The sequence below is a fragment of the Pseudomonas sp. GNP012 genome (assembly GCF_054343835.1).
On the sequence record NZ_JBTGUU010000001.1, the window covers coordinates 4,789,318 to 4,801,879 of the forward strand.

13 protein-coding genes are annotated in these 12,562 nt (G+C 59.0%); 6 read left to right on the plus strand and 7 right to left on the minus strand.

From position 1 onward, the window contains the following. Nucleotides 1–220: 220 nt before the first annotated feature. The 4 genes from ACXX83_RS21650 (at nucleotide 221) to ACXX83_RS21665 (ending at nucleotide 4,723) form a co-directional block, all read left to right on the plus strand. Nucleotides 221–1,432, plus strand: a complete 1,212-nt coding sequence (locus ACXX83_RS21650) for an MFS transporter (RefSeq protein ID WP_458549535.1) — start codon at nucleotides 221–223, stop codon at nucleotides 1,430–1,432. Between the two features lie 264 nt (nucleotides 1,433–1,696). Then, a complete protein-coding gene (locus ACXX83_RS21655; protein ID WP_225923777.1) occupies nucleotides 1,697–2,461 on the plus strand; it encodes an endonuclease/exonuclease/phosphatase family protein in 765 nt (254 codons plus the stop codon). Beyond that, entirely contained in the window at nucleotides 2,458–3,750 is a 1,293-nt protein-coding gene (clsB, locus tag ACXX83_RS21660) for a cardiolipin synthase ClsB (RefSeq protein ID WP_217836491.1), read from the plus strand. The genes ACXX83_RS21655 and clsB overlap by 4 nt, the downstream gene beginning before the upstream one ends. Next, nucleotides 3,737–4,723, plus strand: coding sequence for a lysylphosphatidylglycerol synthase domain-containing protein (locus ACXX83_RS21665; RefSeq protein WP_458549536.1), 987 nt, complete (start codon nucleotides 3,737–3,739; stop codon nucleotides 4,721–4,723). Before clsB ends, ACXX83_RS21665 begins: the two co-directional genes overlap by 14 nt. Nucleotides 4,724–4,861: 138 nt before the next feature. On the opposite strand, the gene ACXX83_RS21670 is transcribed toward ACXX83_RS21665, so the two are convergent. The 3 genes from ACXX83_RS21670 to ACXX83_RS21680 all read right to left on the minus strand — a co-directional run bounded on the left by ACXX83_RS21670 (nucleotide 4,862) and on the right by ACXX83_RS21680 (nucleotide 8,013). Then, nucleotides 4,862–5,620: an alpha/beta hydrolase family protein gene (locus tag ACXX83_RS21670; protein WP_007970134.1), complete on the minus strand. Its 759-nt coding sequence runs from the start codon at nucleotides 5,618–5,620 to the stop codon at nucleotides 4,862–4,864. Beyond that, entirely contained in the window at nucleotides 5,610–6,719 is a 1,110-nt protein-coding gene (locus ACXX83_RS21675; RefSeq protein WP_458549537.1) for a DUF3182 family protein, read from the minus strand. The genes ACXX83_RS21670 and ACXX83_RS21675 overlap by 11 nt, the downstream gene beginning before the upstream one ends. Nucleotides 6,720–7,020: 301 nt before the next feature. Continuing rightward, nucleotides 7,021–8,013, minus strand: a complete 993-nt coding sequence (locus ACXX83_RS21680; RefSeq protein WP_458549538.1) for a GlxA family transcriptional regulator — start codon at nucleotides 8,011–8,013, stop codon at nucleotides 7,021–7,023. Nucleotides 8,014–8,114: 101 nt separating this feature from the next. On the opposite strand from ACXX83_RS21680, the gene ACXX83_RS21685 reads away from it, so the two are divergent. Next, nucleotides 8,115–8,663, plus strand: coding sequence for a cysteine hydrolase family protein (locus ACXX83_RS21685; protein ID WP_458549539.1), 549 nt, complete (start codon nucleotides 8,115–8,117; stop codon nucleotides 8,661–8,663). A gap of 305 nt (nucleotides 8,664–8,968) precedes the next feature. Beyond that, on the plus strand, nucleotides 8,969–9,151 hold the full coding sequence (locus ACXX83_RS21690; protein WP_458549540.1) for an alpha/beta fold hydrolase: 183 nt from the start codon (nucleotides 8,969–8,971) through the stop codon (nucleotides 9,149–9,151). A 78-nt stretch (nucleotides 9,152–9,229) separates the two neighbouring features. Here the strand turns inward: ACXX83_RS21690 and ACXX83_RS21695 are convergent, their stop codons facing one another. From ACXX83_RS21695 to ACXX83_RS21710, 4 genes are all read right to left on the minus strand, one after another. Beyond that, nucleotides 9,230–9,493, minus strand: a complete 264-nt coding sequence (locus ACXX83_RS21695) for a hypothetical protein (RefSeq protein ID WP_458549541.1) — start codon at nucleotides 9,491–9,493, stop codon at nucleotides 9,230–9,232. A gap of 4 nt (nucleotides 9,494–9,497) precedes the next feature. Beyond that, nucleotides 9,498–10,415: a zeta toxin family protein gene (locus tag ACXX83_RS21700; RefSeq protein WP_458549542.1), complete on the minus strand. Its 918-nt coding sequence runs from the start codon at nucleotides 10,413–10,415 to the stop codon at nucleotides 9,498–9,500. Between the two features lie 119 nt (nucleotides 10,416–10,534). Beyond that, nucleotides 10,535–11,047 carry a single-stranded DNA-binding protein gene (locus ACXX83_RS21705; protein WP_095965774.1) on the minus strand — a complete coding sequence of 171 codons (513 nt, stop codon included), beginning with the start codon at nucleotides 11,045–11,047 and terminating at the stop codon, nucleotides 10,535–10,537. A gap of 9 nt (nucleotides 11,048–11,056) precedes the next feature. Beyond that, nucleotides 11,057–12,454, minus strand: a complete 1,398-nt coding sequence (locus ACXX83_RS21710) for an MFS transporter (protein WP_217836495.1) — start codon at nucleotides 12,452–12,454, stop codon at nucleotides 11,057–11,059. Nucleotides 12,455–12,562: the final 108 nt, after the last annotated feature.

Here is a 12,562-nt window from a genome sequence, read left to right on the forward strand (position 1 = left end):
CCTTTGGCTGTGTCGGTAAGGAACTGATCGAAAAATGCCGGGCAAGTTCGGGCATTGCTAGTGGATAGCAGGACAGCGCTGCCTTCCTGGGCCACAGATTAACACTCGTGCTCGTGATCTTTGCGCTCAAGGCAAATATCAAATGTCCGCCCCTGTATTTTTCCGCACAACCCGAACCCCGACACTGCGCTCCATCGAATCATCCTCCGGAGTTGCAGCCATGCCCATTGCCTTGCTCGCGCTGACCCTCAGCGCCTTTGCCATCGGGACGACAGAGTTCGTCATCGTTGGCCTGTTACCCACTATTGGCGCCGACCTCGGCGTCAGCCTGCCGTCCGCCGGCCTGCTGGTCAGCCTGTATGCCCTTGGCGTTGCCGTCGGCGCCCCGGTGCTCACCGCCCTCACCGGCAAGGTTCCGCGCAAGTTGTTGCTGTTGTCGCTGATGGTGCTGTTTACCCTCGGCAACCTGCTGGCCTGGCAAGCACCGGGCTACGAGTCGCTGATCCTCGCACGGATCGTCACCGGCCTGGCCCACGGGGTGTTTTTCTCGATCGGTTCGACCATCGCCACCAGTCTAGTGCCGAAGGAAAAAGCCGCCAGCGCGATTGCCATCATGTTCACCGGCCTGACCGTGGCGCTGGTCACCGGCGTGCCGCTGGGGACATTCATCGGCCAGCATTTCGGCTGGCGTGAAACCTTCCTCGCCGTTTCGACACTGGGCGTCATCGCCTTCATCGGCAGCCTGATCTACGTGCCGAAAAATATCGCCCACAGCAAACCCGCGTCGTTCTTGCAGCAATTGCAGGTGCTCAAGCAACCTCGCCTGTTGCTGGTGTATGCGATGACGGCCGTCGGCTACGGCGGCACGTTCACCGCCTTTACCTTCCTCGCGCCAATACTTCAGGACCTCTCCGGCTTCAGCGCCAGCGCCGTCAGCCTGGTGTTGCTGGTCTACGGCATCTCCGTGGCCGTCGGCAATATCTGGGGCGGCAAACTGGCGGACAAACGCGGTCCGATCAGCGCCCTGAAAATCATTTTTGCCCTGCTCGCCGCCGTGTTGTTCGCGCTGACCTTCACGGCCGGCAATCCCTGGCTGGCACTGGCTACCGTTCTGGTCTGGGGTGCCGTGGCATTCGGCAACGTGCCGGGGTTGCAGGTGTATGTGGTGCGCCAGGCCGAACATCACACGCCCCATGCCGTGGACGTGGCATCCGGCCTGAACATCGCCGCGTTCAACCTCGGCATTGCCGGTGGCGCCTGGGGCGGTGGCCTGATCGTCGCCCACATGGGTTTGATCCATACCGCGTGGATCGGTGGCCTGGTGGTGCTGGTGGCGCTGGCATTGACTGCGTGGAGCGGACGTCTTGATCGCCTTGGCCCGGCCTATGCCGAGCCGGCCGACGGTTCTGCCCGCATTATCGCCGGCCATTGATAAACCCTGTGGGAGCGGGCTTGCCCGCGAAGGCGGCGGCACATCCTGCATTGATGTGACTGATACCCCCCTTTCGCGAGCAAGTCGGATCGCCGCACCGCCGCTCCCACATTGGATGGATGTGAGTTCAAGTCGAGTACCGTCCGTAGCCCCATCGAAACTTTCGCCGCCGCCCCAGAGTCATTCAAAAACAGGGGCCGTCAGGCGGGAGGCGACATGACAGCGAATCACACCGATATTCCCGCACACTCAAATGCAACCGACATGCGGGTACAGGATCCGTCCGTGACTTATCGCTTCAAGGTGCTGACGGTCAACACCCATAAAGGTTTCACCGCGCTCAACCGGCGTTTCATCCTGCCGGAACTGCGTGAAGCGGTGCGCAGCGTGTCTGCCGATGTGGTGTTTTTGCAGGAAGTCCACGGCACCCACGAGCACCACCCCAAGCGCTACACCAACTGGCCGGCGATGCCGCAATACGAATTCCTCGCCGACACCCTGTGGCCGCAGTTCGCCTATGGCCGCAATGCGGTGTACCCGGCGGGTGATCACGGCAACGCGCTGTTGTCGAAATTCCAGATCATCCGCCACGACAATCTCGACGTGTCCATCAGCGGTCACGAGAACCGCGGGATCCTGCATTGTGTGTTGCGCCTGCCAGGCGACGCCCAGGAAGTGCATGCCATTTGCGTGCATCTGGGGCTGCGCGAAAGTCACCGCACGGCGCAATTGAAGCTGCTCGCCCAGCGTCTGGACGCCCTGCCCGCCGATGCCCCGGTGATCGTCGCCGGGGACTTCAACGACTGGCGTCAGCGCGCCGATGCGTTGCTCAAACCCTGCGGACTGCGCGAAGCCTTCGCCGCGCACCACGGCAAACCGGCGCGCAGTTTCCCCGCGCGCCTGCCGGCATTGCGTCTGGACCGCATCTACCTGCGCAACCTCAAGGCCAGCCATCCGCAAGTGCTGACCACCCGCCCCTGGTCGCACCTTTCCGACCACGTCCCGCTGTCGGTGGAGATCGAGTTATGAGCAGCCAGTCGATGGAAAAAACCACACTGGATAACATCCCCGCTCCGCCGATCCGTGAGCCGACAGCGGTCGACGTCGAATACGGCTGGCAAGGCAGCAATCGCGTCGAGTTGCTGGAAAACGGTGAAGCGTATTTTCCCCGGGTATTTGACGCCCTTCGCCGGGCGCAAAGTGAAATCCTGCTGGAAACCTTCATTGTGTTCGAGGACAAGGTTGGCAATGAGCTGCAACAGATCCTGATCGAAGCTGCCCAGCGCGGTGTACGCACCACCGTCAGCCTCGACGGCTTTGGCTGCGGCGAATTGAGTACCGAGTTCCTTACCGCCCTGACCGCCGCCGGCGTGCACCTGCAAATGTTCGATCCGGCACCAAAACGCCTGGGCATCCGCACCAACTGGTTCCGGCGCCTGCACCGCAAGATAGTGGTAGTGGACGGCAGCATTGCCTTCATCGGCGGGATCAACTTTTCTGCCGATCACCTTGCCGACTTCGGTCCCGAGGCCAAGCAGGACTATTCCGTGGAGGTGCAAGGCCCGGCGGTGGCCGACATTCATCACTTCACTCTGCTGCAATGCGGTCGCCCGGCGCACGCCAAATACTGGTGGCAACGCCGTCGGCAGCGGCGTTCGGAGCTGGCCCTCAGCGATCACGATGGCCAGGTACGTCTGGTGTACCGCGACAACGGTGAACACCCGACCGACATTGAAGAGGTTTACCGCCAAGTGTTACGCCAGGCCAAGCGCCGGGTGGTGATCGCCAATGCCTACTTCTTTCCCGGCTTGCGCCTGCTGCGCGATATCCGCAACGCGGCCCGCCGGGGTGTGGATGTGCGGCTGATCCTGCAAGGGCAACCGGACATGCTGGTGGCCAAACTCGCCGCACGCATGACCTACGATTACCTGCTCAGGTCCGGGGTGAAGATCTACGAATATTGCGACCGCCCGTTGCATGGCAAGGTTGCATTGGTGGATGAAGACTGGAGCACCGTCGGCTCCAGTAACCTCGACCCGTTGAGCCTGTCGATGAATCTGGAAGCCAACGTGCTGATCCGCGACCGTGGCTTCAATCGAGTTCTGTTCGATCGCCTGGAAGACCTCAGCGACAACCATTGCAAGGCCATGTCTCACGCCATCACGCCACGCGGGCGTGTCTGGCACATGACCATAGGTTTTCTGGTGTTTCACTTCCTGCGGCATTTCCCGGCTTGGGCCGGTTGGTTGCCGGCGCATAAACCTCGCCTGAAACCCATCCCCCCTCCGACCGGGAGCGCTGACCATGAACCGCGCTGAGCCTCACATGGCAACTGACGCCAAAAGCCCGGGCAAGTCGCACTGGAGCCGCTGGAAACGACCGCTGACGATGCTGTTTTTCCTGATGCTGATCGTGTTGTTCACGATGCTCGCCCAGCGCCTTGAGTGGAACGAAGTGTTCGATAACCTGGCCGATTTCAAGGTGCGCACGCTGATCATTGCGTCGGGGCTGACCCTGGTGAGTTTTCTGGTGTACGCCTGCTTCGACCTGATCGGCCGCACCTACATCCGCCAGAACCTGACGTGGAAACAGATACTGCCCGTGGGGATCATCAGCTACGCCTTCAACCTGAACCTGAGCGCCTGGGTCGGCGGCATCGCCATGCGTTACCGGTTGTATTCGCGGCTCGGGGTCAGCAAGAGCAACATCGCGAAGATCCTTGGCCTGAGCCTGGCGACCAACTGGTTCGGCTACATGGTCATTGCCGGCGCCGTGTTCAGCAGCGGGCTGGTGCGCATGCCGCCGGGCTGGAAGCTCAGCAGCAGCGCGCTGCAAGGCGTGGGGGTCTTGTTGTTGCTGTTGAGCGCCGGCTACCTGGTAGCGTGCCAGTTTGCCAAACGTCGTGAGTGGGTGATTCGCGGTATCGAAATCGACCTCCCGTCCTTGCGCATGGCGGTGCTGCAACTGACCCTCGGTGCGCTGAACTGGTCGCTGATGGCGGCGGTGATCTTCACCTTGCTGCCGAGCAAACTGGACTATCCACTGGTACTGGGCGTGCTGTTGATCAGCGCCATCGCCGGGGTCATCACTCACATCCCGGCCGGGCTCGGCGTGCTCGAGGCGGTGTTCGTGGCATTGCTGCAACACGAGGTGTCGCGGGGCAGCCTGGTGGCCGGGCTGCTGGCCTATCGGGCGATTTATTTCATCCTGCCGTTGTTGATTGCCCTGGTGATGTACCTGTTGGTGGAGGCGAAGGCCAAGGCGTTGCGGATTGCCAGGAAACCAAAATGATTTGGGGTGTGCTTGCGCACGCCTTCGCGAGCAAGCCCGCTCCCACAGTTGATCGGTTATGAACACATTCTTTGTGAACACCTGCAGACATTGTGGGAGCGGGCTTGCCCGCGAAGGCGTGCGCAGGCACACCGCAAATCACTGGGATTGAATAATGCTCAACCGCTCCCCGACCACCATCTCGGTAATCCAGTCGACAAGGATCGAGGTATAGGCCTGCTGGGAAACCGGGTCGCTCAAGGCGTGGTCGGCACCGTCGATGATGCGGTGGGTCATTGAATGCGTCTGCTGGCAGGCCGCCCGGTAGCTCATGATCGTCGCGTGGGGCACATAGTCGTCGGTCTCGGACTGCACCAGCAGGACATCCCCGCGAAATTGCGAGCAGGCATGCAAGGCCCGGTTGCTGTCGGCACGCACCAGAGTGCCTCGGTAATCACGCAGATCCAGCTTGTCCAGGTCACGTTTCGGCGTGTGCCATTGCTCGTCGCGGTACAGCGCCGGCACCCGCAGCGCCAGCCAGCGCACCGGCCGCAGCGAAGTCAGAATCGAGGCCAGATAACCGCCATAACTGGTGCCGACCACGGCAATCGCCGAGGTATCGAGGGCCGGGTGCGCGAGCAAGCGGTCATAGGCTGCCAGCAGGTCGCGCAGATTGTCTTCGCGAGTCACCCGGGACAATGGAATGCCGGTGCCACCGGTGTGCCCGCGCAGGTCAAAGGTCAGGCATACACACCCCAAACCGGCAATGCCTTTGGCGCGTTCCAGGTCCCGCTCCTGACTGCCGCCCCAACCGTGCACAAAAAGTACGCCGGGGACTTTCGATTTGGGGCTCAGAAAAGTCCCGCTCATCTGTTCATTATCGATATCGATCTGAATGGATTCGCTTCTAGCCGTCATAGGATTTAACCGTTACGTACTTGAGGAGAAATTCACTGCTTTGCGCCGGCCCGCGATACACCTCGATGGCATCTTTCGGCAGCGGCTGATCAATGTAGGTTTCCACCGAAGACACACGAATCGCGCGCATCCCCGGATCGTTGACGAAACTCTGCAAGGCCGCCACCTCGGCACTGCTGGCACCGCCCATGCGCCAGGATTGTTCGAGCACGCCGCTGCGCTGTTTGCCGTCGCTATCGATGCCCTGAGCGATGTCGTAGTTGCGCCGTGACGCATAGAAACGCGGATAGGCTTCATCCGCGGCGCTGTCGAACACCTGCGCCTGCTTGATAGCCACCCGCACGTCATCGGCAAGGTCCAGCTTCAACAAATCGTCGTAGCTGCCCTGTACCACCAACAGGTTCGAGCCGCCATACACCTCCTCGCCCTCAGCGTCTTTGGTCAAGTATTGATCACCGCAGTAACTCAGCACCTTGTCGCCGATGAAGCTCTGGCCGACGCTGTGGGTAATCACCTGATCAAGATCCTGCTCCAGCACCACACCTTCGGTGAAGGTCGCGTCAGCCTCGGGCCTGGCCAGAATTTCATCGAACTCGTCGAGGCTCTGGATCACTTCCTGACCACGTCCGGCACAAGCGTGTATCGGCTTCAAGCGGATCGGCCCGGTGTACAACAGATGTTCCGCCGCCGGGCGAGCATCCTTCAGGCAGAACACGCTGAGACCGTCGAGTACGACGTTGCGTACCCGCTGGGAAAACAAAGGAGCCCAGCCTGGCGGCGCATGGGCATGGTGGTTGAGCAGCCCATGACTGATGGCTTTGGTGCAGATGAAATCATGGTCGACATAACCACCCCACAAATCCTGTGGTCCCTTGACCCCCAGTTGCCGGGCAGCCGCAGCGCCCACCAGCGTCTGGGTCGGCAACAGGTAGAGATCCCGACCGTCGTGCAATTGCGGATCGTAACTGCCGCCGTACTTGAGTCCCATTATCTGCGCCAGCCAGCGCGCCAGCGCACGGTTGGTCTCGACTTCGTGCAGCGGCGCGTCGGCGAGTACCGAATGGGCAACCACCAGTTTCTTGCGGTTTGTTGGGGTCATGCATCCCCCTTCAATCGACGCTTGATGAATGTAGTTGAAGGGGTGCAGGGATCAGGCCAAGGCCCGTTACGCAAAGAGGGGTTTTAAATCAGCCCGTTGCGTACAAAGTGATGGCATGGGGCCTGTTTTATTCTGCACGACGCCCTTTGATACTCCGGCATTTTGCACGACTCCAGCCCACACACCCGACCCTGTGGGAGCGAGCTTGCTCGCGATAGCGGTGTTCCAGACACATCAATGTTGAATGTCATGCCCTCATCGCGAGCAAGCTCGCTCCCACAGGAGATCGGGGGTGATGCGACTACCGTGCAACCGATCCAGGGCTCACCCCAAACCGCATCCGATAATCACTCGGCGCCAGCCCGGTAATTTTCTTGAACGTCGCGCGAAACGCGCCGGGGTCCTGATAACCCACCGTCCAGGCGATGTGATCGATGGTGCCGTTGGTGAACTCAAGCATTTCCCGGGCCTTGCCGACTCGCAGATGCTGACAGTATTCGGTAGGTTTGAGCCCGGTGGCCGTGCGGAAGCGTCGCAGGAAGGTGCGCTCTTCCAACCCTGCCTTTTCGGCCATCGCCGCCAGCGACACATCGGTCGCCCCGGTGCTTTGCAACCAGTGCTGCACCTTGAGGATCGCCGCATCGCCATGACTGAGGATCGGCGCAAAATTGCTGCCGCACTCGCTGGCGCTATCGCTGTGTTCCACCACTAGAAAACGCGCGGTATTGCTGGCAATGCTCGGTCCCAGCAGACGGTTGACCAGGCGCAAACCCAGTTCAGACCACGCCATCAGTCCCGCGGTGGTGATCAGATCGCCGTCATCGACAATCGGCGTATCGGCCTTGAGCCGTATCGCCGGATAACGTTCGGCAAAGGTCTTGGCCGAGGTCCAGTGGGTGGTAGCGCTACGACCATCGAGCAGGCCGCTTTCAGCCAACAGGATCGAGCCCACGCAAACCCCGCCCAGTGTCGCGCCGCCGGCATGTTGCTCGCGCAACCAGCGGATCAAACCCTGTGGCGCCAGGCCCTCGGAAAAGCCGGCAATCGATGGCGGGATCAACACGGCCACCAGGGCACGCTCCGGGCCGGGATGGCTGTCGAAGACCCGGACCGGCGGCTGATCACCCTCGACCTGCCAATGGCTGACCCGCAGCAGGGGCAGCTGCGCAGCCTGATGCTCGGCGGCGATCCGGTTCGCCACCCCGAACAGGTCCGTCAAGCCATGCACCGCCGCCATCTGCGCGCCAGGATAGATCAGCACACCGAGCTCGGCGATTGCCCTTTCTGCGTCCATTGTCAGTTTTCCCCCTCTTATTGTCGGTGCGGCCAATCCCCGGACCGCCTGCCAGCGCCAATACTTCATTCCACACCCACACACACTTCGAGGAAACAGTCATGGCCAAGCAAGCGCTCATCGTAGTCGATATCCAGAACGACTACTTCCCCCAAGGCAAGTGGCCACTGGTCGGCGCCGACGCCGCCGCCGACAACGCCGTCCGCCTGATCAAGGCCTTCCGTGATGCCGGTGATCCGGTGGTGCATATCCGCCACGAATTCACCTCCGCAGAGGCACCGTTCTTCACCCCGAACTCCGAAGGCGCGAAGCTGCACCCCAAAGTGATCAACCGCGCTGACGAACCGGTGGTGCTCAAGCACTTCGTCAACTCGTTCCGCGAAACCGAGCTGAAATCGATCCTCGACGAGCAAGGCATCAAGGAACTGGTGGTTGTGGGCAGCATGAGCCATATGTGCGTCGATGGCATCACCCGTGCGGCGGCGGACTTCGGCTACACGGTGACCGTGATCCACGACGCCTGCGCCACCCGTGATCTGGAATTCAATGGCGTGTCGGTTCCGGCGGCCCAGGTTCATGCGGCGTTCATGGCGGCCCTGGCGTTTGCCTATGCCAGCGTGGTGTCGACCGACGAGTTCCTCGCCCGTTGAGCGCCCCGCTCACGCTACTCACTGGAGATGGTCGACATGCTTCCCCTGACGACTCGCGAAGGCGAAACCCTCTATTACAAGCGGACAACCGGTGGTGTTCAGACACGGCTGGCCCCTGAGCGCCGAAAGCAGGGAATCGCAGATGCTCCACTTCGCCAACAATGGCATCCGCGCCAATGCGAAAGCGCCACAAGGGCTGATCGACTCGTTCAGGATGAAGGCGTGATGGAAGTTCACAAAAGCACCCTAAACAGCATCAGGGCACTCTCCGAACACATATTTGCGAGGACCTGAAGAGGTTCAATGTGCCGACTCTCATCATCCACAGCGATGACGACCAGATCGTGCCGATTCAAGAGACCGGACTGGGAAGTAATCGATTTATCAAGCATGCCGAACTGATCGGTTACCCCGGCGCATCCCATGGGCTGAGAGATACTCACAAAGACAAAGTCAATGCGAATTTCCTGACGTTTGCCAAAAACTAATTAACGGCTCATAAAAAATGCCCGATGCTTTCGCTTCGGGCATTTTTTCGCAATTCTTCAAATACATATCAACAACCATCAACCTGCTCTTGAAAAAGCCCTGTATTTGGCCTTGAGATCATCAAGACTTTTCCCACCTATAGTAGCAACTGCACCTTCGACTTCCTTTTCATCTCTAGCTGACGCAACTTTTATATAGTAAGAGCCATGCCCAGCCATCTTTTTTCTCAACAATCTTTTTTCAAGCCGAACTAAGCCCCCCCCCTTAAACACTCCAGATGCTGCCTTAAGAAAACCTGCCCCTCTTTTTTTACTGATCTTTCCTCTGAGACTTTGACTCACTTTATCATTCCTCCACTCTAAAAATATCGATCGGACTCCCTTTAGACGACTCAATGTATTCAGGAGGATTAGTTTCCGTAGAAATGATTCCTACTGAATGCCACTCCACCTCCTTGCAGAGGTAATAATAGCTCAGAATTGGATCGTTGCCATATCCGTCAAAAATCAAGGAAATCGGGACATATCGATTTGTAGCCTGAAAGCGGGTTAAGGCGCGTTGGGTAGCACAAACACGATCGGCCTTCACCAGAACCAAATGAACCTCATACTCAAAACCTATCAATAGCGCTCTTAAATCTCTAATAGCCTGCGCCTTTGAACCTATCTTCGGAATTACCACATTTACTTCTTGAGATATACAATACTCAAGAACATTTAGCTCATCCGCAAAGTCATTTCCATCCATCCCAAAAGTGACCAGTGTAGATTCTTCATGAACCAGAGCCGCTCCATACTCATCTTTATACTCAGGAAACTTCCTTTTAGCATAGTCAGAATCGACAATATACGCGCCATAAGCATCAGCTATTTTGTTTGAGATTGTCGATTTTCCAGAAGCTGGTAGCCCAATCAGTATGAAAGCTTTCCGCTGATTACTTATATCTTGTCCAACCGGAGGGGAAATTCCGCCAACCCCTAGACGAATTTCATCGTCATTCGCAATCCTATTCATCCCAATTAATTCAGAGAATATTTTTCTGCGCAACTCTTTACGAGCTTCGTCAGAACTATAGCTAGGATGTCTGAAATTCGGTCTTTTCAGTGTGTTTTCTGCGGCCATCTTTGACAAAAGCACTTCTGCCTTGGCGACCTTAACAGCTAGATCCCCCGTATCGTCACATGGTTTAAAACCAAGTGCTCTTGTCAAAAAAACTGCAGCAGCCTGATTGTCGTCCAACGGCCTCGCAAAGCTACTGCTCATCGCTTATTCCCCCGATATTCTTGCGATGGTCTGAGTGGTCGGCTCGATCCATTACTTATTCTTCCGACAGTAAAAAGGCCCTTCGCTGTCAAGCTGCGGGCCTTTCGATACAGGCTAAATCAGAACGGAATATCGTCATCAAAGCTGTCGAAATCCGGAGCCGGTTGCGGTGCGGCCTGTTGAGGGGCCGGACGCTGTGGCTGCTGTTGCGGAGCAGGACGTTGAGCCTGCTGGCGCGGAGCGGATTGCTGGTAGTTGCCGCCGCCCTGGCCCTGCTGGTCGCCCTGTGGACGGCCACCCAGCAGTTGCATGGTGCCTTGCATGTCGACCACGATTTCGGTGGTGTAACGCTTGATACCGTCTTTTTCCCACTCGCGGGTCTGCAGCTTGCCTTCGATGTAAACCTGCGAACCTTTACGCAGGTATTCGCCGGCGATTTCTGCCACTTTGCCGAACATCGATACACGGTGCCATTCGGTCTTTTCGACTTTCTGGCCGGTTTGCTTGTCGGTCCACTGTTCGCTGGTCGCCAGACTCAGGTTGGTCACGGCGTTACCGTTAGGCAAGTAGCGAACTTCGGGATCCTGGCCGCAAGTGCCGACCAATATGACTTTGTTAACCCCACGGGCCATAACGTTCTCCTAGGCTGCGCACGCTGCCCCGGCCGGGTTGTTCACCAGGCGCTCAAGGGTGGTGCGATCCAATAGTTCGGTGTCCAGTTTGATGTAAATCGCCGCCTCTTCCGCGACGATGACTGCATCTGTTACCCCTACGACCGCCTTCAGGCGCTCGACCAGACCCGCTTCGCGGATCGCCTCGGGCGACAACGGCAAGCGCAGGCTTGTGACGTAGGGAGGTTCGCGCATGGTAACAGCAAAGGCCAGCCAGAGGGCAGCCAGACCGGCGCATCCGAGGAATACAACCGACAGACCGCCATGCTGGAACAGCCAGCCACCGAGGATTCCCCCCAGTGCCGAGCCGAGGAACTGGCTGGTGGAATAAACCCCCATCGCCGTGCCCTTGCCACCTGCCGGTGAAACCTTGCTGATCAGCGACGGCAATGAAGCCTCCAGCAGATTGAACGCGGTGAAGAACACCACCGTACCGATCACCAGAGACCGCAAGCTGTCACCGAACTGCCAGAAGAATAGCTCAGTGAGCATCAACGTCACGACGGCGCCGAGTAAAACTCGTTTCATTTTGCGTTTCTTCTCGCCGTAGATAATGAACGGAATCATGGCGAAGAAAGAAATCAGCAGCGCGGTCAGGTACACCCACCAGTGCTGCTCTTTGGGCAACCCGGCTTTCTCGACCAGTGCCAGGGGCAAGGCGACGAAGCTGGACATCAACATCGCGTGCAAGACAAAAATGCCCAGGTCCAGGCGCAGCAGGTCCGGATGCTTGAGGGTCGGCATCAACGCCTGGCGCGCGACACCGGACTCACGGTGCTGCAACGGGCCGGTGGAGCGCGGCACCATGAACATCACGATCACGATGCCGAACAGCGCCATGCCGCCCGTGGCGAGGAACAGCCCGGACAACCCGAAGGCGCGGGTCAACAGCGGGCCGGCCACCATGGCCACCGCAAACGACAGGCCGATGGTCATGCCGATCATGGCCATGGCCTTGGTCCGGTGCTGCTCGCGGGTCAGGTCGGACAGCAAGGCCATGACCGCGGCGGAAATCGCCCCGGCACCCTGCAGGATTCGCCCGGCGATCACGCCCCAGATCGAATCGGCATTGGCGGCCAGCAGACTGCCGAGGGCAAAGACGATCAAGCCCAGGTAAATCACTGGGCGACGGCCGATGCGGTCGGAAATGAACCCGAAAGGAATCTGGAAAACTGCCTGGGTCAGGCCATAAGCACCAATCGCCAGACCGATCAGGGCCGGCGTGGCTCCGGCCAGATCCATCCCATAGGTCGCCAGTACCGGCAACACCATGAACATGCCAAGCATACGGAAGGCGAACACCAGGGCCAGACCGCTTGCCGCGCGGGTCTCGCTACCACTCATGCGCTCGCTGTGGGGATCGTGCATGGAAAAACCTCATGTGAACCGGCGGCGATTCTACCAGTCCGATCGATTGGCGGGGTATATCGCGACGCTTTGACGCGCATTGCTGACACACTCTTCATGTAAGACAGT

Coding starts and splice junctions, on each gene's coding strand:
- ACXX83_RS21685 (WP_458549539.1), top strand. CDS start 8,115: ATGGCCAAGCAAGCGCTCATCGTAGTCGATATCCAGAACGACTACTTC.
- ACXX83_RS21665 (WP_458549536.1), top strand. CDS start 3,737: ATGAACCGCGCTGAGCCTCACATGGCAACTGACGCCAAAAGCCCGGGC.
- clsB (WP_217836491.1), top strand. CDS start 2,458: ATGAGCAGCCAGTCGATGGAAAAAACCACACTGGATAACATCCCCGCT.
- ACXX83_RS21650 (WP_458549535.1), top strand. CDS start 221: ATGCCCATTGCCTTGCTCGCGCTGACCCTCAGCGCCTTTGCCATCGGG.
- ACXX83_RS21675 (WP_458549537.1), bottom strand. CDS start 6,719: ATGACCCCAACAAACCGCAAGAAACTGGTGGTTGCCCATTCGGTACTC.
- ACXX83_RS21680 (WP_458549538.1), bottom strand. CDS start 8,013: ATGGACGCAGAAAGGGCAATCGCCGAGCTCGGTGTGCTGATCTATCCT.
- ACXX83_RS21655 (WP_225923777.1), top strand. CDS start 1,697: ATGCGGGTACAGGATCCGTCCGTGACTTATCGCTTCAAGGTGCTGACG.
- ACXX83_RS21670 (WP_007970134.1), bottom strand. CDS start 5,620: ATGACGGCTAGAAGCGAATCCATTCAGATCGATATCGATAATGAACAG.
- ACXX83_RS21700 (WP_458549542.1), bottom strand. CDS start 10,415: ATGAGCAGTAGCTTTGCGAGGCCGTTGGACGACAATCAGGCTGCTGCA.
- ACXX83_RS21705 (WP_095965774.1), bottom strand. CDS start 11,047: ATGGCCCGTGGGGTTAACAAAGTCATATTGGTCGGCACTTGCGGCCAG.
- ACXX83_RS21710 (WP_217836495.1), bottom strand. CDS start 12,454: ATGCACGATCCCCACAGCGAGCGCATGAGTGGTAGCGAGACCCGCGCG.